The 25,310-nt window shown below is 67.0% G+C and carries 20 protein-coding genes and 2 pseudogenes; 6 read left to right on the top strand and 16 right to left on the bottom strand.

Features of this window, described 5'->3' with window-relative positions; genetic code table 11:
• Positions 1 to 37: 37 nt before the first annotated feature.
• Positions 38 to 913, bottom strand: a complete 876-nt coding sequence (locus tag ACWY4P_RS45560; RefSeq protein ID WP_456206711.1) for a helix-turn-helix transcriptional regulator — start codon at positions 911 to 913, stop codon at positions 38 to 40.
• A gap of 166 nt (positions 914 to 1,079) precedes the next feature.
• On the opposite strand from ACWY4P_RS45560, the gene ACWY4P_RS45555 reads away from it, so the two are divergent.
• A complete protein-coding gene (locus ACWY4P_RS45555) occupies positions 1,080 to 1,463 on the top strand; it encodes a hypothetical protein (protein ID WP_456206710.1) in 384 nt (127 codons plus the stop codon).
• A gap of 10 nt (positions 1,464 to 1,473) precedes the next feature.
• Here the strand turns inward: ACWY4P_RS45555 and ACWY4P_RS45550 are convergent, their stop codons facing one another.
• From ACWY4P_RS45550 to ACWY4P_RS45520, 7 genes are all read right to left on the bottom strand, one after another.
• A complete protein-coding gene (locus tag ACWY4P_RS45550) occupies positions 1,474 to 2,460 on the bottom strand; it encodes a transposase (RefSeq protein WP_456206709.1) in 987 nt (328 codons plus the stop codon).
• Positions 2,461 to 2,779: 319 nt separating this feature from the next.
• Complete coding sequence (locus ACWY4P_RS45545) at positions 2,780 to 3,892, bottom strand: integrase core domain-containing protein (RefSeq protein ID WP_456206708.1); 1,113 nt, start codon at positions 3,890 to 3,892, stop codon at positions 2,780 to 2,782.
• A gap of 282 nt (positions 3,893 to 4,174) precedes the next feature.
• Entirely contained in the window at positions 4,175 to 4,804 is a 630-nt protein-coding gene (locus tag ACWY4P_RS45540; RefSeq protein ID WP_456206707.1) for an ATP-binding protein, read from the bottom strand.
• A 123-nt stretch (positions 4,805 to 4,927) separates the two neighbouring features.
• A complete protein-coding gene (locus tag ACWY4P_RS45535; protein WP_456206706.1) occupies positions 4,928 to 5,392 on the bottom strand; it encodes a RidA family protein in 465 nt (154 codons plus the stop codon).
• Entirely contained in the window at positions 5,392 to 6,861 is a 1,470-nt protein-coding gene (locus ACWY4P_RS45530) for an amino acid permease (RefSeq protein ID WP_456206705.1), read from the bottom strand. Before ACWY4P_RS45530 ends, ACWY4P_RS45535 begins: the two co-directional genes overlap by 1 nt.
• Before the next feature lie 28 nt (positions 6,862 to 6,889).
• Entirely contained in the window at positions 6,890 to 8,038 is a 1,149-nt protein-coding gene (locus ACWY4P_RS45525; protein WP_385156747.1) for an ArgE/DapE family deacylase, read from the bottom strand.
• Complete coding sequence (locus ACWY4P_RS45520) at positions 8,035 to 9,189, bottom strand: diaminopropionate ammonia-lyase (RefSeq protein ID WP_456206704.1); 1,155 nt, start codon at positions 9,187 to 9,189, stop codon at positions 8,035 to 8,037. The genes ACWY4P_RS45525 and ACWY4P_RS45520 overlap by 4 nt, the downstream gene beginning before the upstream one ends.
• Before the next feature lie 88 nt (positions 9,190 to 9,277).
• On the opposite strand from ACWY4P_RS45520, the gene ACWY4P_RS45515 reads away from it, so the two are divergent.
• The 3 genes and pseudogenes from ACWY4P_RS45515 (at position 9,278) to ACWY4P_RS45505 (ending at position 11,664) form a co-directional block, all read left to right on the top strand.
• Positions 9,278 to 10,213 carry a LysR family transcriptional regulator gene (locus tag ACWY4P_RS45515; protein ID WP_456206703.1) on the top strand — a complete coding sequence of 312 codons (936 nt, stop codon included), beginning with the start codon at positions 9,278 to 9,280 and terminating at the stop codon, positions 10,211 to 10,213.
• 205 nt (positions 10,214 to 10,418) lie between these two features.
• Positions 10,419 to 11,253 (top strand): annotated as a pseudogene (locus tag ACWY4P_RS45510) (IS5 family transposase).
• A gap of 12 nt (positions 11,254 to 11,265) precedes the next feature.
• Positions 11,266 to 11,664 (top strand): hypothetical protein, encoded by a 399-nt coding sequence (locus ACWY4P_RS45505; RefSeq protein ID WP_456206702.1) that lies wholly within the window; start codon positions 11,266 to 11,268, stop codon positions 11,662 to 11,664.
• 110 nt (positions 11,665 to 11,774) lie between these two features.
• Here the strand turns inward: ACWY4P_RS45505 and ACWY4P_RS45500 are convergent.
• The 5 genes and pseudogenes from ACWY4P_RS45500 to ACWY4P_RS45480 all read right to left on the bottom strand — a co-directional run.
• Positions 11,775 to 12,092 (bottom strand): annotated as a pseudogene (locus ACWY4P_RS45500) (transposase); the annotation flags it as partial.
• A gap of 485 nt (positions 12,093 to 12,577) precedes the next feature.
• Positions 12,578 to 12,916 carry a hypothetical protein gene (locus tag ACWY4P_RS45495; RefSeq protein WP_456206701.1) on the bottom strand — a complete coding sequence of 113 codons (339 nt, stop codon included), beginning with the start codon at positions 12,914 to 12,916 and terminating at the stop codon, positions 12,578 to 12,580.
• Between the two features lie 605 nt (positions 12,917 to 13,521).
• Positions 13,522 to 14,745 carry an IS701 family transposase gene (locus tag ACWY4P_RS45490; protein ID WP_456213275.1) on the bottom strand — a complete coding sequence of 408 codons (1,224 nt, stop codon included), beginning with the start codon at positions 14,743 to 14,745 and terminating at the stop codon, positions 13,522 to 13,524.
• Positions 14,746 to 14,942: 197 nt separating this feature from the next.
• Complete coding sequence (locus ACWY4P_RS45485; protein WP_456213274.1) at positions 14,943 to 15,527, bottom strand: GNAT family N-acetyltransferase; 585 nt, start codon at positions 15,525 to 15,527, stop codon at positions 14,943 to 14,945.
• A gap of 1,112 nt (positions 15,528 to 16,639) precedes the next feature.
• Positions 16,640 to 17,650, bottom strand: a complete 1,011-nt coding sequence (locus ACWY4P_RS45480) for a winged helix-turn-helix domain-containing protein (RefSeq protein WP_456206700.1) — start codon at positions 17,648 to 17,650, stop codon at positions 16,640 to 16,642.
• 1,458 nt (positions 17,651 to 19,108) lie between these two features.
• Here ACWY4P_RS45480 and ACWY4P_RS45475 point away from each other — a divergent pair.
• Positions 19,109 to 20,701, top strand: coding sequence for an ISL3 family transposase (locus ACWY4P_RS45475; RefSeq protein ID WP_456206408.1), 1,593 nt, complete (start codon positions 19,109 to 19,111; stop codon positions 20,699 to 20,701).
• Between the two features lie 61 nt (positions 20,702 to 20,762).
• Here the strand turns inward: ACWY4P_RS45475 and ACWY4P_RS45470 are convergent, their stop codons facing one another.
• A complete protein-coding gene (locus ACWY4P_RS45470; protein ID WP_456206699.1) occupies positions 20,763 to 21,026 on the bottom strand; it encodes an integrase core domain-containing protein in 264 nt (87 codons plus the stop codon).
• A 294-nt stretch (positions 21,027 to 21,320) separates the two neighbouring features.
• On the opposite strand from ACWY4P_RS45470, the gene ACWY4P_RS45465 reads away from it, so the two are divergent.
• The gene (locus ACWY4P_RS45465; RefSeq protein ID WP_456206698.1) at positions 21,321 to 22,412 is read left to right on the top strand and encodes an integrase core domain-containing protein; all 1,092 of its coding nucleotides are present in this window, start codon (positions 21,321 to 21,323) and stop codon (positions 22,410 to 22,412) included.
• Positions 22,413 to 23,024: 612 nt separating this feature from the next.
• Here the strand turns inward: ACWY4P_RS45465 and ACWY4P_RS45460 are convergent.
• Positions 23,025 to 23,666 carry a Rid family hydrolase gene (locus ACWY4P_RS45460; protein ID WP_456206697.1) on the bottom strand — a complete coding sequence of 214 codons (642 nt, stop codon included), beginning with the start codon at positions 23,664 to 23,666 and terminating at the stop codon, positions 23,025 to 23,027.
• Positions 23,663 to 25,273, bottom strand: a complete 1,611-nt coding sequence (locus ACWY4P_RS45455; protein WP_456206696.1) for a flavin monoamine oxidase family protein — start codon at positions 25,271 to 25,273, stop codon at positions 23,663 to 23,665. Before ACWY4P_RS45455 ends, ACWY4P_RS45460 begins: the two co-directional genes overlap by 4 nt.
• Positions 25,274 to 25,310 lie beyond the last annotated feature (37 nt).

Genomic DNA, 25,310 nt, shown 5'->3' with positions numbered 1-25,310 from the left:
TGGGTTGTGTTGCTGGATCGCCCGGTTCGGGCGGTGGTCAGGACTCGGCGGCGGTGTCCCGGGTAGTCGCGGTGGCGGGTTCGCTGCCCCAGCTGGCCAGCAGTCGCAGGCGCTCCTGAGATGGCGAGCCGGACGGCGCGCAGTAGACGACGAGCGATTGGCCCGGGTCGGCGGCCGAGGTGAAGATCTCGTACTGCAGTTCCAGGTCACCGGCGACAGGGTGGTGGAGGTGTTTGAGGCCGGTGCTGCGCTCCTGGACGCGGTGTTCTGACCACCACGCCGGGAACTCGGGTGAGCGCATCATCAGCTCACCGATCAGGTTGGCGATGCGCTGGTTTCGCGGCTGGGCGGCGGCGGCCAGCCGCAACCCATGCACGTAGTCGCGGGCGACGCGTTCCCAGTCGCACCACACCAGGCGAGCACGCGGATCCAGCAGCGTCCAGCGCGCCATGCTGCGTTCCCGGCGCGGCAGCTCGGCCACATCGGGAAACAGCAACGCCCACAACGTGTTCCCGCCGACGACAGTGAGGTTCCGGTCGCTGACAAAGGCAGAAGCCAGATCCATCGACTCCAGCACCTGTCGCAGCGCCGGTCGTAGCCGTGACGAGTGCTCGGCCCGGTCCTTGTGCCCGGCTGTGGTGCCCGCGAGGGCGAACAGATGCCGCCGCTCGATGTCATCGAACCGCAGCGCGTCGCAGAGGGCATGCAGTACCTGTTCGGACGGCTGCCGGGCGCGGCCTTGTTCCAGACGGGTGTAGTACTCGGTACTCACCCCGGCCAGCTGCGCGACCTCACCGCGCCGCAGACCGGCGACCCGGCGACCGGCGCCGAACTCGACCGGCAGACCGATCTCATCCGGCGTGAGTCCAGCACGGCGGGCCCGCAGGAAGTCGCCCAAGTCGTTATTGCCCATGCCCTAAGTCTGCTCTTCACCCAGCCGATCACCAAGGGCATAGCTGGCCCTGCCAGTACTACACACCAGGTCGTGCGAGGCCGCGAGACTCGGCAAGGCCCGCCGAGAACGGGCATAGGTTAGCCAAGCCCATTGCGTCCTCACCGGGGGCGCCGAGACTGCCGCTGTGGGCGAGTCCGAGGCGCTCCCTCGGGATGACTTCGAGGTCGTCAACTCCGCGCTCAGCGACAACTGCCAGGTGGCCGAAGGACTGCGGTGCATGAAGTGCGGCGCTATCACTACCCAGGCCGGACACGAGGGGCGGGGATGGACACTGGCCCGCCTCGACCTCATGGCCGACCGTCACCGGTGCTCACCTCGGGTCGGCGACGCGGACGACTCCGCCGACTCCACGCTGGATGAGATCCAGGACTGCACGTGCGTGGAGTTCTGTGACGAGGACCCGAAGACGGCTTGCGGTCTCTCGGGCCGTCGGCACGTTCACCCGGCCAGCCAGGGCGCAGGCTTCGGGCCGTGCCCCGTCCACCCGGATGCCCCTGGTGATGTCTGATCTGCAGCCGTCAACCCGTACGCATGGCCCTATGATTCGGGGACTCGCGTACGGGTTCCCGTCCCCTGGCGCCCAGGATTCCTGGAACCCGCGCGCCTTCCAGTGCACGAGCCTGAAGGATGATCTTCGCGCTGGTGTAGCCGCCGTCCACGTAGTGTTCGGCCGGCTTCAGGCCCCGCTCGGACAAGGTCTGGTGGACGGTGGTGGTGAGCTGGTGGTCGTCCGTCGTGGCCGGTGTGGTGGCGGTGCAGGTGATCAGGTGTGGGAGGTCGTCGTCGCAGCTTTCGGTGAGATGCGTTTTGTAGCCGTCCCAGGCGGATCCCCTCTTCACCCCGCAGCGCGCGTCCCTATCGTGTGGGGAGACGATGCGTGCCGCGCCCGGGGGGCGTTGTTTGTGTCCGCGCCAGCGCACCCCGCGGGCGTCGCGCTGGTACTCCTGGGCCCAGACGGTGCGCAGGAGCACGACCGCTTCGAGGCCGGCGAGGTGGGCGGGGGCCGTGGGATCGTTGAAAGTGTCGAGGAGTTCGTAGCCGTCGCCCCCGACGTTCTCGGCGAACGCGGTGCGCTCGGCCTCGCCCTTGGGCGGCCGGTAGGAGTCAGCGCGCTGCCGGTAGCGCGCGAGCCAGTCCGCGCTGACCGCGTCGGTGCCGGCCAGCCAGGCGGGAGCCACCACCAGAGCCTCCAGGGCACAGCGCATGGTCTCGGTGACGAACTCCAGCCGGTTCAGATCACGGATGCAGGCGATGACATGGGTGGAGTCGGCGCGGGCGCGCCCGCCGGCCCGCAGCAGACCCCGCTTGCTGCACTGCGCGAGGATAGCGTCCAGGATCTGCTGCTCCAGGCCGTGGGCGATCAGCCGGTCGCGGAACTCGCTGAGCACCGAGAAATCGAAGCCAGGATCGGCCAGCTGAAGGCCAAGGGCGTACTTCCAGTCGATCCGGCCGCGCACCGCATCAGCGGCCTGCCGGTCGGTCAGCCGCTCTGCATACTGCAACACGCTGACCAGCGCCAGCATCCCCGGAGACACGGACGGACCGCCCCGATGCGCGAACGCCGCCACGAACCGCTCGCTTTCAAACACCGCCCCGAACTCGTCCCTGATCCGCGTGGCGAGGCAGCCACGCGGGAACGCAGCACGGGCGACCCTCGCCGTGGATTCAGGCACCGCAGGCGCAGGCAACGGACGCATCGACATGATCTCCCCCTCGCCCCCAGGAAACAGACCCGACAACGAGCAGTGTCCAACGCACCCGAAGGTCATTTCAGGTGAACCATCACATCGACCAACAGAGTCCTGAAGGGTGTCAATATTCCGATCAGGCTGCTGAGCTGGGCGTTTCCTGTGGATGATGAGGCAACCGGGGTGACAGGGTGTGGTACTCGTTGAGCAGTCCGCCAAGTACCTGTCGACGCATGACCGTGGCAGCGGGAAGGGAAATGACGTTCGGGTCGTCGTCGGGTGCTCGTAGGCCGAGGCTGCGGTGGGCCCGTCCGGTGTTGTAGTGCTGGGCGTACGTGGTGAGGATCGTGCGCAGGTGTCGTTCGCCGGTAATGAGGAGTCGGTCGGTGCACTCGGCCCGGGCTGTGCGTATCCATCGTTCGGCGAACGCGTTGGACCGTGGGCTTTGCGGCGGAGTCAGGACGACGGCTGTGCCATTGCCGGCAAAGACGGCGTCGAACGCGGCGGTGAACTTGCTGTCCCGGTCACGGATGAGGAACCGGAAGTACCCCGCCCTCTCTTCGAGGGCCATGAGCAGGTTGCGGGCGAGTTGGGTGACCCATGCACCGGTCGGGCGGGCAGTGACACCCAGGACACGGACGCGCCGACTGGCGATCTCCATGACGAAGAAGACATAGAGACGCTTGAGGAAGACGGTCTCCACGTGCATGAAGTCGCAGGCGAGCAGCGCGTGGGCCCGGGAGCGCAGGAAGGAACGCCAAGTCTGCTGGGAGGCTCGCTGCGGTGCAGGCGGTAGACCGGAGCGGCGCAGAACGCGCCGGATCGTGGCGGCAGCGACCCGATGGCCAAGCCTTCGCAGCTCGCCCTGAATCCTGACGTACCCCCAGGTCGGGTTCTCTCTCGCCAGGCGCCGGATGAGCGCGACCGTCTCTTCCGGCAACGGTGGCCGACCGGGTCCGACCGCCGTCTGGCGCCACTTCCAGCGCACCAAACGCCGGTTCCAGGTCAGCAGCGTGCCCGGCGTGACCAGCCGATGGCGGCGCAAGGCGGATGGCAGGTGCCGCGCGAGAGCGGAGACCACGGCACGATCAGCCCATGAGAGCCGCGGCCGCTCGATCTGCCGGCGAAGCGCAGCGACCTCATGACGAAGCACGAGGATCTCGGCATTGTTCGCGGCAGTCGATCGGCCCAGCAAAAGCAAGCAGCCCAGTAGTCGACAGACGATCAGGTAAAGCAGTCGCAGACCCACAATCACTGATCATGCCCACACTCAGGCAATCACAAAGCCCCAGGTCAACTACCCTACGGCAATAAAGACACCCTTCAGAGGGCGGAATGCGAGCCTCTGTCTGATTCGTCTTTGAGTCGGGATCAGGTCTTCTGGTCAGCGCCGCGGCGTGAGATCACTGATGGTGCAGGGCGAACAAGCCGGGCTCGGTCTCGACGACGAGTCCGTTGCCGACCAGGCGCTTGAGCTTGGAGCGCATGCCCTCGATGTGCTTGGCCTCGCCGCCGAGGGGGACTGTCGCGGCTACGCCGCGATCCCCTGTCCGTGGGAGCGGGCCCAACTGGTGCAGGCGGTGGATGGTGAGCGACGGCGGTTGGCTTCCTGGGGGAAGGCAATACCCAGGTCGGCCCGGACCTGCTGACCGCGCTCGTCGTGCAAGGTCTCGACCCGGGCGGCGAGGACTTCGACGATGTGCATGCCGCGGCCGTGCTCGTCGGGGTCGTGCCCGGCGCCTGGCTGCTTCGGCGACCGGGAGTCTCCCCGGTCGGTCACAGTGATGTACAGCATGTCGCGCCCGAGGGCCAGGCCGAGCGTCATCTCAGTGCGTCCATGCTGAGCGGCGTTGGCTGCCAGTTCGCCCACAATGAGGACTGCGGTGTCTCGCTCGTCGGCAGACAGGCCCCAGTAGGCCAGCAGAGCGGAGGCGAACCGGCGAGCGGTCCTGACCCACGCCCGTTGTGCGGGAACTGCGAGCAGAGCGATGGGAGGTTTTGTGACAGGCATCGGGTCTTCCAAGGCTGTTGACGGTTCGACGCCCGATGGGCTTTCGAGCAGCGCTGGCAGCGGCAGTACGTGGCCGGTGAAGAACGCGTCGGAGGTGCTACGCCCGGGGCAGGGGCGAGGCCAGGACGAGTCGAGGTGCGTGCCGGACATACCGCTCCTTTACTTGATGACGACCGGATTGACCGGAGCGCCGGTGCCCTCGACGAATTTGAGGGGGCTGGGCGTGCACGCGCCACTGTCGGACCGCGGGTGCGCGACAGTGGCGCGATGGCATTAGCCCACCAGCTCGACCTGGACTTCGACCTCAACTGGGGCGCCCAGTGGCAGGGCGGCGACTCCGACGGCGCTGCGGGCGTGCAGTCCCATGTTGCCGAAGACCTCGCCGAGGAGTTCGCTGGCACCGTTGACCACCGCGGGTTGTCCAGTGAAGTCCGGGGCGGAGGCGACGAACCCGACAACCTTGACGACGCGGTGAACCTGGTCCAGATCGCCACAGACCTCCTCGATCGCGGCAAGGGCGTTGAGCGCGCAGACACGGGCCAGGTCCTTGGCTTGCTCCACGGTGACCTCAGCGCCGACTTTCCCGCTCACCGGGAGCTTCCCGCCCACCAGCGGAAGTTGCCCCGAGGTGTAGACGTAGGACCCGCTCTGAACGGCGGGAAGGTAGGCAGCAACGGGCTTGGCGACCGGCGGCAGAATCAAGCCGAGCTCGGCCAGCCTCTTCACGACAACGCTCATTACTTTCCTCTCTTCTCTGCAGATACCAACGGCTCACATTGACTCGGGACCTCTGGTGCGCCTTCCGTGCCGGCACGTCTGCGCACGGCCCACCAGCCGAGGCCGATCGCGATCATCAGCGCGGGGATCGAGTAGAAGGCCACCCTGCTCGCCAGGTCATCGGCGAAGGCGAGCAGCACTACGACACCCAGCAGGAACGTGATGGTGAGGTAGTTGCTCAGCGGAGCGAAGGGCATCCGGAAGGTCGGCCTGGACATTTCCCCTCGCTCGACCGCACGTCGCATACCGAGGTGTGCGAGCAGGAATGTGGTCCAAGTGACGATGGTGCCCAGTCCGGACACGCTGACGGCGATGTTGAACGCGCTGGCCGGGATGATGTAGTTCAGCACGACGCCGAGCAGGTAGATGGCAGCGGTCAGCATGATCGCCCCAGAGGGCACTCCCCGCGCGCTCATCCGCGCAGTGAACCGCGGCGCGTGGTGGCGCTCCGACATGCTGCGCAGGATCCGGCCTGTCGAGTACAACCCCGAGTTCGTCGAGGACAGCGCCGCGGTGATCACCACCAGGTTCATGATGTCTCCGGCGACAGGGATGCCGAGCTTGGAAAAGACCAGTACGAAAGGCGACTCGGTGGCTCCGTACATGGTCCACGGAAGGATCATCACCAGCAGGAGGATGGAGCCGCAGTAGAAGATCCCGATCCGCCAGGCCACCGAGTTGACCGCCCGCGGGATCAAGCGTTCCGGTTGTTTGGTTTCTCCCGCCGCGATACCGACCATCTCCACCCCGTTGTAGGCGAAGATGACCGACTGCAGGCTCAGCAAGGCGATGCCTATACCGGTCGGGAACAGCCCTGCCCACAGACCCTGCCCGGCAAGCAGGTTCGCCGGCCCCGCCTGGTGCCCGTCGACATGGGCTCCGCTGACCACCAGCCACAGGCCGACGCCCAGGAACATCAGGATGGCGACGATCTTGATGATGGAGAACCAGAACTCCAGCTCCCCGAACAACTTAACGGAGACCAGGTTGACGAGGAACAGCACGGCAAGCGCCACCACGGCCGTAATCCACTGCGGCATGTTTGGCAGCCACTTGTGCACGTAGATACCGATAGCGGTCAGCTCGGCCACCCCGCCGACCGCCCAGTTGAACCAGAACATCCAGCCCGAAACGAAGCCGGCCCACGGCCCGACGAACTCCCTGGCGTAGCTGACGAAACTACCGGAGTCCGTGCGATACATGGCCAGCTCGCCCAGCGCGCGCATGACGAAGAACGCGGCGAGGCCACACACCAGATAGGACAGTATGAGGGCCGGCCCGATCTGCTGGAGTCGCGCACCGGCACCGAGGAACAGGCCGACACCGATCGCCCCGCCGATCGCGATCATCTGCAGCTGCCTGCTGCCCAGATCCCTGCGGTAATGGTGCTGATCTTGCGAGGGTGATGCGATGGTCTGCCGTTGAGTCATGTTGGGGTCCTTCTCTCCGGTCGGCGTCTCAGCCACGGGCCAGCGAGCGAGCGGCTCTGATGAGCACCCGGGTGCAGTCGACGGTGTCGGACACGCTCACCCACTCGACGTCTGCGTGAGCGCCCTCCCCACCAGGTCCGAAAAGGACGGTGGGAATGCCCAGGGAGGCAATAAATGCCGAGTCAGCCCAGTAGCTGATCCCGCTGGTCTGCGCGGGACGCCCACGCACCTGCTCATGGGCGGCGCTCAGCGCGCGGACCACCGGCTCATCGGCGGCTGTCTCCATCGGCGGGCGGTGCAGCAGGGTGCGCGCCGAGGCGGTGAGATGCTCATCCGCGGCACGGCAGCCGTTCAGCAGCCGATGCACCTCCTGCTCGATGTCCTCGACGCTCTCACCGGGAAGGGTGCGGCGCTCGATGGTGAGCACGCACCGCTCCGGGATGGTCGAGACCTCCTTGCCGCCGGTGATCAGCGAGGCGTGTACGGTTCCAGGCCCCAGCAGGTCGTGCTTGCGCTCGGCCAGGGCCCGGTTGAGCTCGTCGAGCCCGACCAGGACAGGCCCGGTCTTGGCGATCGCATCCACTCCGAGTTCCGGCCGGGAGCCATGCGCCGCCACGCCGGTGACCTCGATGTCCACCCACACGAATCCCTTGTGTGCCACGCCGATGGCCATCTCGGTCGGCTCTGTGACGATCGCGGCATCAGCTTTGAGCGCGGGCAGTAGTTCTTGAATGCCGAGACTGGCGTGCTCTTCGTCCGCCACAGCTGCCAGCACCACCTCGATGGGCAGTCCCTGCCGATCGATCTCCCGGCAGGCCACGAGTGCGGCGGCCAGCCCCGCCTTCATGTCATAGGCGCCGCGCCCGTAGAGGCGGTCTCCGTCGATCCGGGGGACCAGGGGGTCGACCATGCGGCCGAAGCCGACTGTGTCCAGGTGCCCACACAGCAGCAACCGCGGGCTGTCACCGCCTGCCGTGCCAGCACGCACCACAACGTTCGGTCGGCCCGAACCGCCGTCGACGATCTTCGTGTCGAGTCCGTGCTTGACTGCCCAGTCGTTGACGTACTGTGCAATCTCGGCCTCCCCGGCTGCATCCGCGGACAGGGAGGGATTGACCGAGTCGATGCCGACAAGGTCTTTCAGCAGTCCGATGACGTCCTGTGCAACGGTGCTCACTGGAGGTTCTCGCTTTCTTCTGTGTGGTGGGAGCCTTCGGTGCTCAGCAGCACGACCGTGGAGTCTGCGGAGAGGCCGAGCCCGCCCCGACGTTCGAGCCGCTCTTCGTTCACAACTGCGCGCACCGCGGCCAGGCACGCGGCCCCGCAGGGTCCCGAGGACACCCCGAGCGCGCCGAGCTCGCGCTCCGCATCGGCCGCCTGCTCGTCGGACACCGCGATCACCGCGTCGAGGCCGTCCCGCAGGTAGGGCCAGGCCAGGGACGAGGGCATGCCGCAATTGAGGCCGGCCATGATCGTCGAGCCGGTCGGTACGCTGCGAGGCCGCCCGTCGACGAGGCTGACCTGAACGCAAGAGGCCGTGTCCGGCTCCACGCCCAGCAGCGCGGCCGGCTTTCCGGTACCGCGGCTGCGGTAGTGGGTGACGACGGCTTGTGCGAGAGACCCCACCCCCATCGGCGTCACCACAAGCGCCGGCTCGCTCTCACCAAGCGCGGCAAGCTGCCCGTCCAGCTCGGCGAACAAGGTCGAGTACCCGTCCACGATCCATTGCGGAATCTCCTCGTAGCCGGGCCACGCCGTGTCCTGCAGGAGCACCGCACCCGCACGAGAGCCGGCTTCTTCGGACGCACGCTGTACGGCCTTGTCGTAGTCCTCGGCGAGCACCGTCACCGCGGCCTGCTCAGCGCGAATCGCCTCGATGGCCCGTGGGCTGACCATGTCCGGAACGAAGACGTGGGCCGGGATCCCGAGCAGCCGCGCGAAGCGCGCCACGGCGCGCCCGTGGTTCCCGTCGGTCGCGGTGACAAGTTCGAGCGGCGGCAGCGACGCGATGGCCCTGCGCAGGCCGTCCAAGCTCGCGGGCAGCAGCGGGTCGCCGACGCGCGCGCGGATCAGACGGTAGATCGCGTAGGACACGCCGAGGGCCTTGAAGGCCGGCAACCCGAGCCGGGAGGACTCGTCCTTGACGACGACCCGGCGCACCCCCCAGTCCGCAGCCAGCGAAGGCAGCTGCAGCAAGGGGGTCGGCGCGTAGCCGGGCAGTCCCGCATGGAAGGAGGCCGCCTCGGGCGGGGCGGGCGGACAGGTCCAGTCGCGGGCATCCGGGTTGAAGAACCAGGAGCCGGCGGTCACAGCAATGTTCGACGTCACGCGCCTACCGTCGCATCGCACACTGTTGCAGTAAAGTGAAGAAAATCAAGCATTAACGTTCGGGAAACCCGAAAGATCAGGAGGGGGCGTGTTCGACCTGCACCGGTTGCGGCTGCTACGCGAGCTCAAGCACCGTGGCACCATCACCGCCGTCGCCACCGCGCTGAACTACAGCCCGTCCACGATCTCCCAACAACTGTCGCTTCTGGAGACCGAAGCCGGAGTCCAGTTGTTGGAACCGATCGGACGACGCGTCCGTTTGACCCCGCAAGCCGAAATCCTGGTCGCACACACGGACATCGTCCTGCGACAACTGGAGGCCGCAGAAGCGGAGATCGCGCAGTCGCTCACGGAACTGACCACCACGGTGCGCATCGCCGCCTTCCAGACCGTCCTCCTCGCGCTGCTGCCGCAGGCGCTCACGATCCTGCAAGCCCAACACCCCCGGCTCCGCGTCGAGCTAGTCCAAGCCGAGCCCGAGATCGCCTTGCCGAAGATGCTGGCGCACGACTACGACCTGATCATCGCCGAGGAATACCCCGGCCACCCCCTCCCTCGCCCCGCCGAGGTCGAATACCAGGAGCTCTGCCTGGACCCCATACGCTTCGCCCTGCCCCCCACCGACCAAGCAACCGATCATGCTCAGGTCTGGGATCTCGTCGCACAGCGCCCGTGGATCGTCGAACCGCCGGGCACCGCCTCCCGCCAGTGGATCCGGGACCTTTGCCGTAATGCCGGCTTCGAACCGGACATCCGCTACGCCACCGACGACCTCCTCGTCCACCGCCGCCTCGTCGAGCAAGGCCACGCCGTCGCAATCCTGCCCGACCTGCTGTGGCTCGATAACCCGCCCCGCGCGGTCCTCCTCGACATCCCCGGCGGACCCCACACCCGCCGCATCATCACCGCCTGTCGCAAGGACAACGCAACACACCCAGCCATCAAAGCCTGCCGAGCGGCACTGATCGTGCACCGCAAGACTGCAAGACGTTCCACCACTCGTTCTCGACGGTCAGCACGTTGACATGACGTCTGGGGCTCTCAGCACCGCGTCATAAGTGACATTCAGAGGGCGGAATGCGAGCCTCTGTTCGATTCGTCTTTGAGTCGGGATCAGGCGCAGCTGCTAGCGCCAATTCACAGTTTTTACGCTGATTTGTCATAGCGCGTTTCGGTGACGCCGACCGGAACCGGCTGCAGGTCAAGAGCGAGAGTGCTGGACTGGCGCGGTGAGCGAGCGCCGCGGCTACTACACCGACACCACCGACGAGCAGTGGGCGCTGGCTGATCGAGCCGGTGATCACGGCGTGGAAGGCGGCGCATCCCTCGGTCAGCGGCCATGCCGGGCGCTACGAGATGCGCGCGATTGTCAACGCCTTGCTCTACCAGAACCGCTCCGGCTGCCAGTGGAGTCTGCTGCCTGCGGACTTCCCGCCGGCCTCGGCCGTGAAGTACTACTTCTACCGCTGGCGCGATGACGGGTTGGACCAGGTAATCCACGAGATCCTGCGCTGCCAGGTGAGGGAGAGGACCGGGCGGCCGGAGGACCCGAGCCTGGTGGTGCTCGATTCGCAGAGCGTGCACGCGGCAGTGAACGTGCCCGCGTCCACAACGGGGAAGGATGCGGCCAAGCGCGTGCCAGGCCGCAAGCGCGGGATCGCGGTCGACGTCATAGGGCTGATCATCGCGGTGGTGGTGATGGCCGCGAGCGTGCACGACAACGCCATCGGCACCGCGCTGTTGACCAAGGTCGCCGCACAGAGCGCCACGGTCACCAAGGCGCTGGTGGACCAGGGGTTCAAGAACACCGTGGTCGAGCACGGCGCGGGCCTGGGCATCGACGTCGAGATCGTCGAGCGCAACCCGCAGGACAAGGGGTTCGTGCCCCAGCCGATCAGGTGGAGGGTCGAGCAGACTCTCGGCACGCTGATGCTCCAGCGCCGCCTGGTGCGCGACTACGAGTCGGACCCGCGCTCCTCTGAATCCCGCGTCTACTGGGCCATAACCGCCACCATGGCCCGGCGCCTGACCGGCACCACCACACCGACCTGGCGCGGAGCATAGGAGAGCACGCCGATGACGGCCTCGACCCTGGAGAAGATCGCTGCGCGGGAACAGGCCGTACTCACCGCAGCCGACCAGGTCCGCGCACAGATTACGCAGCTCACCGGGCAGTTGGGCGAGCTTGAGGGCGAACTGGCAGACCTGGCCACCGCCCGCAAGGTCCTGCTCGCACTCGACCCGGACGAACCCCCCGCCTACCGTGCGCTGCCGGAAAACCCCGCCTACCAGCACATCCTCGCCGCCCTCGCCGACGCCCAAGCGCCGCGACGCGCCCGCGACCTGTGCCGGACGCTCGACCTCGGCGGCGAGGCCAAGCACATCGAGGGCATGCGCTCCAAGCTCAAGCGCCTGGTCGGCAACGGACTCGTCGTCGAGACCGAGCCCGGCTTGTTCGCCCTGCACCATCAGTGATCTCACGCCGCGGCGCTGACCAGAAGACCTGATCCCGACTCAATGACGAATCGGGCAGAGGCTCACATTCCGTCCTCTCAGGTGGTCAGGTCCTCTTCCACACGCTGGTAGAAGGAGCGGCCCGGGCACGTCGCGGCGTCCGGCTGCAGCCACGGCGAGACGTCGACCGCCAGGACCAGGCAGCCGTCCGCAGCCTTCGGCAGCGGCAGCCCGGCGATCGTCCGCCGAAGCCGGGCGACGTCCACGCGCCCCTTGTTCAAGCCGCCGTACAAGGCACCGTGATCACAGCGATGTTCCGGCGCAAGCGCCAGGTCGACCAGCGTTTTGACCGGCCCGTCCGTACACAGCAGAGCATCGGCGAGCTCGAACAGGGCGTCCCCACGCCCGTTCAGACAGGCGTAGAAGTCGCCACGGAGGCGTGACAGCATCGCGAACGCCTCCTGCTGATCCTCTTGTTGCAGCACACTCGTCTCCACGGCCTCGGCCTGATCAGGTGTGTCCTTGGTCGGAGCACATGATCAGACCGAGGCCACCCGCGCGTCCCACGAATGCCCAGGTGAGCGACCCAGTTCGAGGCACGTTTCGACCTCGTCAGATAAACGACAAGGTCAGTGCCTGTTCCAGATCCCTCCCGAAGGCGGTGTGGTGAGCCGTAGCCTCGTGGGTCGGCCGGAGTCGGCGGTCGACGGCTCGGGCGGATCTGCCCGACCTGCGGTGGTCGGCTGAAGCCGGACGCTCAGCCCGGCGCCGTGTACTGCTCTGGGGGTGTCGTTCCAGGCACTGGCGGATGGTCCGCCGGGCCAAAGCCCGGGTCAGGGTACGGGCGGTTCAGGGGCTGAATGATCGGCCCGGAACCGCCAGCCACATCAATGCTTGTCGCCTCACCCGATGCGGAAACCGGCCCCATAGATGGTCAGCACTCGATGTACGCCATGTAGTAGCCCTTGAGGTACGCACCGCTGTCCGGCCGAATGTCGACCGGGCTGCTGTCTCCCTTAGGTCCGGCCCAGTCGGAGTAGTAGTACTTGTCGTTGTTGTCGTAAGCCCTCACTCGCGGGCACCTGCCGTCGGCCTTGTCGTCGTAGACGGTGCCGGTGATCTGCCAGGACGCGCAGGTGGTGATCACCGCGTGTCCCTCAGCGCTCGAAACGCCACCGCACGCCGACGGAGCAGCCGTCGCCGTCCCCGACAAGGTTGTGCCAGCCAGTAATAGGGCGCCGCCGAGCATAAGTGCGACGTTCATCTTACCCATGACAATCTCCTCGTTGCCTAGAGTCCGTTTCAGATGGTGGTGTAACCACTGATGTGGCTGTTCGAGCGTGGGCGTCAGCCGGGGTGCTCCGCGGCTTGATTCGGTCTGGGCCCGAAATTTCAAGTAGGACCGGCCAGACGGAACGCTTGTGCCAGAGAGGGTTGCGTCCCTGCACACTTCTGAGACCACACGTTTTCGCTGAGGCTGAAACGAAGACCGAGGGAAGCGCAGTGATCCGCATCCACTTCACGTCCGCAGACTTATCCCGCACCCGAATCGCCGTCCTCGGTCCGCTGGCTGAGACGCAGCTGAGCCTCAGGGTCGCCCAGCACAACGGCGAAGCGGCGCTCTTCGGCTCCTGGCGTTCACAGGTCCGGCCACGGCCATTCACCGGGGACTTTCCAGCACTCATCCGGGGCCTGGCCCCTGCGGGGAAGGGCCTAGTACTCCAGTCGCAGTTCGCTATCGCTGCTGGTCAGATCCCTGTTTGGGAGTGTACTCGGATGACGCTCTGTCAGGTGGTGGGAGTTCGTGACCTCGGGTGCGGCGGTGGTAGTGGCAGCGGCGGGCGGTGGCCTGGTGACGGCGGCGCCAGCGGGACCAGTTCAGTGCGTGGCCGGTGTGCCACGTCGGCGTGGGGCGGCCAGTTGCCAGGAGTCGCCGGATTTCCGCCACGGTGAGCGGTGCGAGGGCGTCAGAACCGTTTCTGCCGCCCCCTTTCTGGTCCCCGCGGCGGCGGCCATCGCGGCGAGGAAAGCGTGGGCGAGCATGGCCAGGGTGATGTGCCGGTACCAGCCCGGATACCGGCGGACCTCGTATTGATCCAGGCCGCACTCGTTCTTCGCGGCCTGGAATGCCTCCTCGATCGCCCAGCGTGTCCCGGCGATCCGCACCAGTTCGGCGACGGGAGTGCCGGCCGGCGCATAGGCGAGGTAGTAGGCGATCTCGTCCGGGCGGGCCAGACTGCGGCGGGCCAGCACCCACCGGTCGCGGGTGGGCTCAACGCCGTCGAAGCCGTCGATGGCGGGCAGCCGGGCTGCGGCCCAGTCGTAGACGCGCGGCCCCTTCGCGCCGGCCCCGCAGGAGTGGCGTTCCCAGGCGTCGGCGGGGGCCTGGGCGATGGCGAAGTCGATGCGGCCGACGGCGTGGACATGCTGGGACTTCGGCACGGCCAGGACGTAGCCGACGCCGGATTCCTCGAGCATGCGGCGCAGTCGCCACTCCTGGCCGTAAGCCGAGTCGGCGGTCACCCAGGCGATCGGCAGCGGCGAGGCCAGTGCCCGCGTGATGATGGCCTTCGCAAGGTCGCCCTTGGTAGCGAACGCGCGCTCGTCGGGGATTTTCGCCTGGGCGCAGCGGTCTGGATCGGAGGTCCAGGACTTGGGCAGGTACAGTTCCCGGTCCACCAGCGCCCGGCCTCTGACGGTGGCGTAGGCGGCGAAGACGCCGATCTGGCAGTTCTCCGTGCGACCGGCGGTGCCGGAGTACTGCCGCTGCACCCCGGTCGAGACCGTGCCCTTCTTGATGAACCCGGTGTCGTCGATGATCAGTACACCAGCCGGGTCCCCGAGTCTCTCGGCGACGTATTCCTGCAGGTCATCGCGGATCTCGTCGGGATCCCAGCAGGCGCGGCTCAGCAGGTGCTGCAGCCCGGCGGGAGTGCGGTGACCGGCATGCTCGGCCAGCTGCCAGCTGTTCTTGCGGCCCACCGGCCCGAGCAGGCCGTGCACATAGGCCCGCATTCGCCACCGCAGATCCACCCGCCCGAACCGGTGACCGATCCGCACCAGCAATTCTTCCAGTTCCGCCGACCAGACATCGGGCCGCACATCATCTTGCACGACAAACACAACGGCCCGCCGCACCCGAGGTCACGAACTCCCGCCACCTGACAGAGCGTCATCCGAGTACACTCCCAAACAGGGATCTGACCAGCAGCGATAGCGAACTGCGACTGGAGTACTAGGACGCCTCACCCGTCAAGGCTTCCTCACTCAACCCGGACGCGGTCTCTACCAGAAACGGACTAACGCCGCTCTTCGCGGGCTGGAATCGGCACGGCCGCCGGCCGCCACTCTCGCCTGATCAACCCGAACACCCACGAGTCGGATACCTCGCCGTTCACGACGCAGTCCTCCCGCAACGTCCCTTCACGCACGAATCCGACCTTCTCTAGAACCCGGGCAGACGCCACGTTGCGCGTATCGGTCTCGGCCTGAACTCGATTCAGGTCCAGTGTGTCGAATGCCCACTGCAGCAGGGCGTGCGCGGCCTCCGTCGCGTAGCCGTGTCCCCACATCGCATCGTCGAGGACGTAGCCCAATGACGCGCTGCGGTAGTCCGGGTTCCATCCGGTCAGACCGCACCAGCCGACGAAGGCCCCGTCAGAAGCACGGTCGATGGCCACCCGCGCCCCGGTCCCTTCATCCTCCATCTTCCGGCACATCGCGATGAAGCGCTCGGCGCGGGCCCGTTCGGTCCATGGCGGGGAGTCCCAATAGCGCAGCACGTAGGCGCTGCTGTGCAGCGCGAACAGGGGGTCCGCGTCGGCTTCGGTGAAGGTGCGCAGTCGCAGGCGAGCGGTGTGCAATATGGGGGTGGCCAAAGTCATGCGCACCATCTGTGTCCTCATGGGGCGGGCAGAACACCGAATATCCGATCCCGGTCCGGCCCCCACGACCAAGGCACCGCCTACCTGCAGATCGTGCATGCCTTCAACCAGCACCCCGACCAGGCATTCAGGGTCCGCGAACGGCACGACTACTCGGCCTGCCCACCAACGGCCCAGACATGAACGTCACACGCAGCCGCCTCGGATGCCAAGGCTTCCTCACCCAACTCGGACCACGCCCACCACTAGAAACGGACTACGACCTCTTAGTTGTGCCCTTGACGTGCTCCCCGCCAACGCGGGGGTGATCCGGTCGAGGATCAGCCGGTAGGCGGAAGCGTCCCGTGCTCGTGCGCCTGGTGGTCGACGTCGGTACCGGCATGGACGCGCACCACGGTCGAGTTCGTCACCACCCGCGGCCCCCGCCATCTCCAGCTGCGCGCCTACGAACGGGTGGTCGGCAAGACCCGCGCTCACCACACACCCGCCCCGCGCCGCCTGCTACACCGCGGACCTGGCTGCGGCCGTCTCCACATTGCGGAACGCCCCGGCGGAGCCATGGAACTTACCGGTTCTGCTGTCGTCACCGCCCACGGCCTCGTCGCGCTCACCTTGACCACGCCAGATCGCCAAGGGGAGCTCTCTGCGCTGACCAGCGCCGGCTGACGACCCGCCAGAGGAACAGCGGCCGTATCCGCCAAGCGGCTTTCTCGCTGCCCGAGGACGAGGACGACCTCCTCTGCAGGGCTCCGGGGATATCGAGGTCGCGGGCACCGAGCTGCTCCATTGGACTGCGGCGATGGCCTGGCGTAGGCCGTCGGGAGTCAGCCGCCGGTCGCGGGTGACGTGCTCGGCGGCGCAGGTGAAGGTTGCGAGGACCTGGTCGGTGGTGAGCCGGCCGCTGGCCCAGTGTCCGCGCCCATCCGCGCACCCACCCTCGCTGCCCACCACACCGCAGATTTGCCCGGCGGCGGCCTCCACATTGCGGTACGCCCGAGGGAGCGATGGAACTCACCGGCTTCGCCGTCTTCACCGCCAGGGCACCGTCGCGCTCACCCTGCCCATGCTTGAACAACAAAGGGCACATTCAGCACTGATCAGGGGCAGCGTGCTTACGCGGTGGTGTTGAGGAAGTTGGTGCCTAGCGGGGTAGTGGCGTGGAGGGCGGTGTTGTGGTGGCGGGTGGTGGTGGTCAGCCCGGCGGTGCGGAGAACGGTCGCGTGCTGGCTGGCGCTGGCGGGAGAGATACCGGCGTGGCGGGCGAGTTCGGTTGTGGTGCAGCCGGGGTGGTGGGCGATGGTCCACAGCACGATGGCCCGTGTGTGGCCGAGGAGCGCGGTCAGGGAGTTGGGGACGGTGCTGAGGGCCCGTGCGGTGTCTGTGGGCGGCAGGGTGAGGTCGGCGTCGTTGAGGCGGACGGGGTAGGTCAGCCAGGGCTGGGGTTCGGCGTGTTCGCCCAGTACGGGGGATGCGGCCCCGAAGACCGACGGGGTCAGGAGCAGGCCGCGGCCGGCGAGGTGGATGTCGTCGTCTCTTCCGTTGGGCATGGTGAGTTCCAGAACAGGCGGCTTCCACGTGATGTGACGGGGGTTGAGTCCGGACAGCAAGGCATGGAGTCCGCCGTGGGCGGCCTGGCGTCTGCGCAGTGCCTGGTCCGCGGCGCTGAGGGCGTCGATGCGCTGCTGGTAGGGAGCGATGACACGCTGGTGCACGTGGGCCGCGGTGTCGGTTAACTCCAGCAGCAGCTTCTTGTCACTGCCGAGCGACCGCGTCCAGGCCGGCACGGGCAGCTGATGGTTGCGACCGGCCCAGACCTCCATCTCCTTGCGGATACGGGAAGCGGGCAGGGCCCGGACCTGATCCAGCACCTCTTCGACGCCGTCAACCGCCGGGAGAATGAGGAAGCCCACCGACCAGCCCGTTGGCGGGACCAGATCGAACAGCTGCTGCGCCCTTGGCGACAGCCGTCGCAACGATTCCCGCCTCCAGGGCCCGAACCGGGCCGGATGGGCGCCGTCCTGCAGCTGCCGCAGTGCGATGTTCAGCTCCAGAAAAGGACGGGGTGCCTCCGCCACACGAGTGCGGGCCAGGTCCTCAGCGGTGAAGTGAATCCGTAGCGGCATAGCACCGAGCGTGTCTGGTATGTCGTTCTTCAGGCCAGGCCAAATCAGGTCGATCCTTAACCGGTCGCACAGCCATCCTGGTCCTTGAACGGGTCGGACGCAGTCAGCCCCTCATGTACATGCCTCACCAGGCCGGAATTGCAAACGCTGACTGGAGGCGCCGTCAACTGTATACGTTCGCGTGCCAGTCGGCGGATCCCCAGCTGGGCACTCAGAAATGCTCTCTACCGGACTTGCCAAAGGAGTACCCATGCGAATTCGCAATGCTCTGGCGACAGCAGCTCTCGGCACGACGCTCGTGCTCGGCGCTCTGGCACTTCCTGCGCAGGCGACCCAGCAGGGACTCGACAGTGCGAGTGTCACTTCCACACGGACGGCTACTGCTGTGAGCGGTGACCAACAGCAGACGCGTGCAGCTGGCAGGTGGGTGTATGCGGCGACGTACATTTCCAATTCCTGGCGCAGGGGAGGGGGTAGCTACTGGGGCACTGAGAACGTCAACTGGAAGTGCGTCGGCTCGAGCCTGTATTTGCGGCTTACAGGTTGAGGCCCATGCACCACTCATTACCGGATGGTGGTGGAAAGCGCGCTCGCCTGGCCCCTGACTGCCCTCCGCACTCTCACCAGGTGACCCCTTTCCGCCCCAGCCGGATCGTCGGCGAGTAACGCAAGTCGGGCGTGGCTCACGTCTTCCTAGTTATGGGTCACGCCCCGACGCGCGCACCAAAAAGGAGGCCAGATGTCGAGCGTCGGGAAGAAGTTCACCAGCACGAAAACAAGACAATCGGTGCCGCGTGACACTGTCAACATCCACTTACGGGAAGGGAAAGCATATTATCAAGGTAGAATGGCGGCTTACCCACTTACTTCCGCAATAGCCGGAACCTCCCTCGCGCAAATGCCGCCAACGGCATTTGCGGCGAGTATTTGCGGGGCAACATGCGCGAACTGCTACACGTGAAGGGTGTCATTAATGCCGCATAGCGGCTGATCTGGGGCTTTTCGATGGCCCGAATATGGGCATGCTCACGTGTCGCCGGTCTGCGACTGCTCTGCCTGATCTTCTGCCGACTACTGGGCCAAGATAGGTTGGCGTCGTGCTCTTCGGCCAGGCGGTGGAAGATGTGCGTGACCGTGTGCCGCCGCTTGCGTGGCGCATTGATGTCCGCCCATCGGCCTGCGGGGTTCCACAACACGGTCACCTGGGATGACCTGCGTTTCTACGCCGCTCGCTCGTACTCGTTGACGAGGCCGCCGAGGTGCTGTCAGCGCTTGATCCGCTCGTGGGAAGGATCGGCGATGGGGTGGTCGGGCCGTGGTGGGTGGAGTTGTTGTCCGCGGTGGGGTCTTCGTCCGTTGTAGTGCTGGACGTACTCATCCTGTGGGTGCCGGAATCTGGGCTCTTGCAAGATTTTCGTGATGGGGTGACAGTGCGTCATCTTGGTGTCATCGTGCGGAGTGTGTGACGAGCTGCTGGGCATCGTGTTCCCGTACCTGGAGAAGGTGCTGGTGGAGCGGGTGAGCCTTGAGGGTGAGAAGGTCGAGGTTTGGGCGCGTACCCGGGAGGGTGTCGCGTTGCCGTGTCCGGACTGCGGGGTGTTGTCGACGCGGGTGCACAGTCGCTATCGGCGTCGTCTGGCCGATGTGGCGGTCGGTGGCCGTCCCGTCGTGATCCATCTCGGTGTGCGACGCATGTTCTGTGATGAGCCTGGCTGTCCGCGGCAGACGTTCGCCGAGCAGGTGGACGGGCTGTCCGTGCGGTATGGGCGCTATACGCCGCTGCTGCTGGGGCTGCTCCAGGCGGTGGGGCTGGCACTGGCCGGGTCCGCCGGGGCGAGGCTGCTGGCGGTCCTGCACATGGCGGTGAGCCGGGTGACCCTGTTAGCGCTGGTGATGGCGTTGCCGGACCCGGACTGGAAGGTTCCCCGGGTACTGGGTGTCGACGACTTCGCTCTGCGTAGGGGCGGAGTGTGGGACACGGTGCTGGTGGACGGGACAACGCGGCGGGTGCTGGAGTTGCTGCCCGGCCGGGACGCCGAGCCGCTGGCCACGTGGCTCCGGGATCACCCTGGGGTGCGGGTCATCTGCCGTGACCGGGCAGGTGCCTATGCCGAGGCTGCCACCCGCGCCGCGCCGGCTGCCGTGCAGGTCGCGGACCGCTGGCACCTGTGGCGCAACCTCGGACAACACGTGGAGAAGGACATCGCCCGCCACCGCGGATGCCTGCACCGAGCGGCCACGGACCGAACACCTGCAGACCGGACCGGACTCGAAGATCTGCCTGCGCAGGCCCTGTCCGCTCAAGGAGCGCTGGAGGCGCGCACCCGCCGCCGTTACCGCGAGGTCCATGCCCTGCTGGAGCAGGGTTGGGCGCTGAAAGAGATCGCCCGTGAGCTGCGGCTGAACCACAAAACCGTGCAGACCTTCGCCCGGGCTGAACACGTGGAAGAACTCCTCGCTCACGCCGCCGGTCGTCGCCCCAGCAAACTGGACCCACACCGCGACTACCTGCACCAGCGATGGGCCGAAGGGTGCCACTCGCCCACAGCACTCCACCAGGAACTCACCCAGCGGGGCCTGCAGTGCAGCATCCGGCTGGTCACCCGCTACCTGCGCACCCTCCGAGCGAACGGAGCCCTGCCCACCCCGGAACCTGCCCCGCCTCCAACCCGACGGCTCGTCGGCTGGATCATGCGCCACCCCGCCACCCTGAACCCCGATGACCAGCAGCGTCTTAAGACCGCACTGGCAGCCTGCCCCGAGCTGAACGCCCTGCACCAGCACGTCCAGGCCTTCGCCCAGATCATGACCAGACGCAACGGCCGACACCTCAACACCTGGGTGCACCAGGTCCGCAACCAAGACCTCCCCTCACTCAAAGCCTTCGCGACCGGACTGGACAAGGACTGGAACGCCGTCACCGCCGGCCTCACCCTCGACTGGAACTCCGGCATGGTCGAAGGCACCGAAAACAAGATCAAAATGCTCAAACGCCAGACCTACGGCCGCGCCAGCCTCGCACTCCTCCGCAAACGAGCCCTACTCACCTGACAACGCTCACCGACCGTCACCGCATCACGAAAATCTTGCAAGAGCCGGAATCTGTGTCACCCTATGCGACCTGCGAGTATTCGTGGATAAGGCCGCCGAGTCGGTCGCGTCGACGAATGCGAGTGTTGTCCCTGGCGATGGGCGGCTCGAGGCTGGTGAGTTGGTCTGGTGGCCGTTGTCCGAGGGATCGGTGCGGCCGGTGTCTGTTGTGGTGCTTCGCGTACTCACCGACGACAAGGCGCAGGTGGCGTTCTCCGGTGATCAGGATGCGGTCGGTTGCCTCGCGTCGGCATGATCCGATCCAGCGTTCCGCGATGGCGTTCATCCGTGGCACGGCGGGCAGGGTGGGTATCACGCGTATGCCGGCCGCCTGGAAGACGGCGTCGAAGCTGTCGGTGAAGTAGGCGCCGGGGTCCGGATGAGGAATCTGATCGACTCTGCGCGGTCACCGAGGTCCATGAGGTAGTTCCGCGCTTGCTGGGTGATCCAGGGGTGCGCTTGCCGAGAATTTCATCCGCCCTGGTCAGAGCGGGTATACCGAGCTCCACGGTCGTCGGCCACGGTCGCTCGTGCAGATGCTCTCGCGTAGCCGGTGGTCCACACGTGATGATGATCGATCGTGCTGCTGCGACTGGCCTACCTCGGTGTGACGAATGCGTTCGCCCTGCTGCGTCTGCTGCCGATGAGCGACCGGGACAAGGATGCGGAGATCCTGGCTCTCCGTCATCAGATCACGGTCCTGGAACGCCAACTCGGCAAGGGAAAGGCCCGGTTCATCCCGAGCGACCGGGCGTTCCTGGCGGCGCTGCCGCACCGGCTGCCGTTGCCCGCCCTGCGGCGTCTGCGACTGCTCGTACGTCCTGACACGGTACTGCGCCGGCATCGCGACCTCACAAAGCGCCGGCATGCCGCCTCATCACGGCCCAAGCAACCCGGTCGGCCTCGTACCGTGCGCTCCATCCGGACTCTGGTGCTGCGCCTGGCCAGGGAGAATCCGAACTGGGACTACAGGCGGCTTCACGGCGAGCTGCTCGTGCTGGGAGTGAAGGTGGCCGCCTCGACCGTCTGGGAGATCCTCACAGCGGCGGGCGTCGATCCAGCCCCACGCCGGGGAGGCCCGACGTGGCGCGAGTTCCTGACCGCGCAAGCCGAGTCCATCATCGCCTGCGACTTCCTATACGTCGCCCTGATCGACCTGCGCCGCATGTACGCGCTGGTGTTCCTCGAGCACGACACACGCCGACTGCACATCGCCGGCGTGACAGCCCATCCCACCGCGCCCTGGGCGGTGCAACAGGCGAGAAACCGCGCCATCGAGCTGGGTGTGCGGGTGGACTCGCTGCGCTTCCTGATTCGCGACCGGGACGCGAAGTACACCGAGTCCTTCGACGCAGTCTTCGCGGCCGATGACATCGAGGTCGTGCCGACAGCGCCTCGAACGCCCCGGATGAACGCGCAATGCGAACGGGTCATCGGAACCCTGCGGCGCGAGGTCCTCGACCACCTGCTCATATGGAACGAAACCCATGCCCGACAGATCCTCGACGCCTACGCCCAGCACTACAACCGTCATCGCCCACACCAGGCCCGGGCACAGCTCCCTCCCCTCGCCCACGAACACCCGAAGCCCATGAGCCCTCCGACTACTCACCGGCTCCTGCACACCCGAATACTCGGCGGCGTGATCAACGAGTACAGATACGCCGCCTGACCAGCAGCGACGAGTTTCCGAACGGCACACGAGCCGTCCTACGACGACATGGTGATCAAGCTCCGACGTGTTCTGATCGCAGAACGTTTTCGACCCCGAGCCCCCTACCAGGCAACCCCCGAAGAAACCCGAGCCGTCCTCGCAGCCTGGGCAGCCGCCGGAACATGATCACTCAGAACCGCGAAACACGAGAGGTCAGGTCGCCGGGCTATCGAGGTAGAGACCGCAGGCGCAGTCCAGGCACTCCTGGGGATGCCAATGGGGAGGCCGCTGGGTAGCACGTTGTCCTCGTAGCTGCCTCGGCTGGCGAGGTAGAGAGCGAAGCCCCAGGAATGCAGCACGCCGGCGAAGCGCAGGCGGCACAGCGACAGCTGTCCGCCGTTCTTCAGCTCGCCGTCCACATAGGCGAATCCGGCTCGGAAGCGGATCTGGACCCGGGCCAGCTGTGGCCAGCGCTCGCTGGCGCGGGAGTTCAGCCTCTGGCGCAGGTAGTGCTGCAGCTCCCTCGACGACTGACCGGGGGCGCCGCCCGGCAGGGGCAGCGTCGCTTCGGGGCCGGGCCCGGTTACGGGCCCGGCCCCTCGCGGCAGTTGCCCCGCGGGTCTGTGCCCGTCAGCGCGCCTTGTACGCGGCGGTGACCTCGACCTCCACCATCCAGCCCTTGACGGCCAGCGACGCGACCTCCATCGTGGCGCGCGCGGGACGGGCCTTGTTGGCGACCAGCGGTGCCTTGGGGGCGGAGGTACCCATCGGGACCGGGACGACCTCCTTCGAGGTGAGGTCGATGTTGGCGAAGTACTGGCGGTACGCGCGGTTCCATCCCGCGTAGTCGGCGGTCTCGACGCCGGGCGGTTTCATCAGGTAGCACTTCATGGTGATGACGTCGGCCAGGGTCAGGCCCGTCGCTTCGAGGTTGGTCTTGATGTTGCGCAGGACGACCAGTGCCTGGGCCTCGGTGACCGTGACTCCCGTGGCGCCCTGAGTGAGGGCCGGGTCGGTGTAGAGCTCGGGTGAGCCGGCCGGCGCGGACGGGTTGAGCGCGGTCGGGCCGAGGCCGCTGCTCTGGTAGATCGCCACCTCACCGCCGGTCGCCACTCCGGTGGCGATGGCCGGGTTGGACTGGCCCTCGGGCAGCATGACGCGGACCTCTTTGGGCCCGGGCCACCAGCCTTTGCCCTCGGCGAGCGCGGTGCCGCCGGTGAGGAGCGAGGCGGTCAGGGCCGTACCGATCACAACCTTCGTACGTCGCTTCATGCGGCCATCACCCTTTCGTGGATGTCGGTCACGACCTTGCGGGCCGAGGTGAACGCGCCGTGCTGCCAGGCGATGACATGGCTGAGCCAGTCGCCGGCGAAGTAGACGTGCCCGGCGGGCTGGTTGAGCAACTTGTACTCGGGACCGGTCTGCGAGGGCCAGCCCACCCAGCCGGCCTCGATATGAGGCGTGCGGTGCCAGGCCACGCTGAAGGAGTGATCGAGTTCGGTGCGGTACCTGTCGCCGTGGATCTTCACGCCCCGGCTCACCGCCCGTACAAGGCGCTGGGCGTGCGGCAGATCGCTGTACGCGACGGCGTCGGCACCGAAGTTGTAGTAGCCGATGAGTGTGCCGCGGCGGCCCTGGTAGCCGTAGGAGGGGTACCAGATGGTGGCCAGGTCGGTGTCGGTCGGCGTGATGCCACCGTAGATGTGCTCGTCCGTCTCCCACCATCGGCTGCGGTACTCGAGCCCGATCTTGCCGACGGGGGTCGGGACGGCGTCCTTCAGCGCCGCGGTGATGTCGGTCCCCAGGTTGTGCTTGAGGCGGGCCATGACCATCGGCGGCATGGCCGCGACAACGAAGTCGGCGCGCTGGGTGCGGGTACGGCCCCCGACGTCCTTGTACGTGACCTCGGCACCGTCCGGCAGGTCCTTGACCTCCAGCACCTTGGCGCCATAGGTGATGCGGTTCTGGCCGATCGCCTTGGCCAGGGCGTACGGGATCGCGTCCATGCCGCCCACCGGCTGGAACATCAGCATGGCCTGGTCGTAGCCGAGTTCGAAGGCGAAGCGCTGCCCCACTCCGCTGGCGATGACGTCCGACAGCGTCGGCACCGGGCCGAGGACCGTGCCGCCCTCGAAGGCCGCGCCCGGCTCGACGGAGTAACCTCGCCGGTCGGTGCCGGTGTAGGCGTAGCCGTCGGCTTTGCCCTTGATAGCGCCGAAGCTCTGCAGGAACGCGATCAGTCGTTCCTTGTCCTGCGCGGTGAGCTGTGCGTCCAGGGCGCCCTGGTCGGTGGCCTTGGCGAGCAGCTCGGAGAGGTAGCCGTAGACGTCGGCCTTCGCCGTGCGCCAGCGCATGGGCTTGCCCGCGAGGGCGGCACTGCTCTCGTGGTAGATGTACGCGTTGGCGTTCTGGTTGGTGAACACCTGTAGTTCCACGCCGAGTTCGCGGCAGTACTCGAGAGTGACGTGGGACTGCGGCAGCCGGGCCGGGCCCGCGTTCATGTACTGGCCCTTGGTGAACGACGCCGTCTGCGTACGCCCGTCGAGGTCGGTCAGCATCGTGCCGCCGCGGACCGTCCAGTTGCGGCCCCCGGGGCGGTCCTTCGCCTCCAGGATCTGGCAGTCGTAACCGGCTTTGCCCAGCTCGTACGCCGTCGCCAGGCCAGCTATGCCGCCGCCGAGCACGAGCACCTTCTTGCCGCCGCGCCCGGTGAGCGCGAAGTCGCTTCGCTGGGGCGCCCGGTACTCATCCGCCCGCACGTCTGGCACCGGGGCGAGCCCGAGTGCGCCCATCGCCGAGTACAGCACTCCGGCGCCACCCGCGACGCCGACGGATCTCAGGAAGTTACGGCGGGATGCCGGGGACTGCTCTGCAGCCATCAATTCCTCCTCATCCGCACCCCGTGGCGCGCGCCGG

The organism is Streptomyces sp. LZ34 (assembly GCF_053890475.1).
Note: the sequence above shows the minus strand (reverse complement) of the source record. Positions and strands in the feature narration are given on the sequence as shown.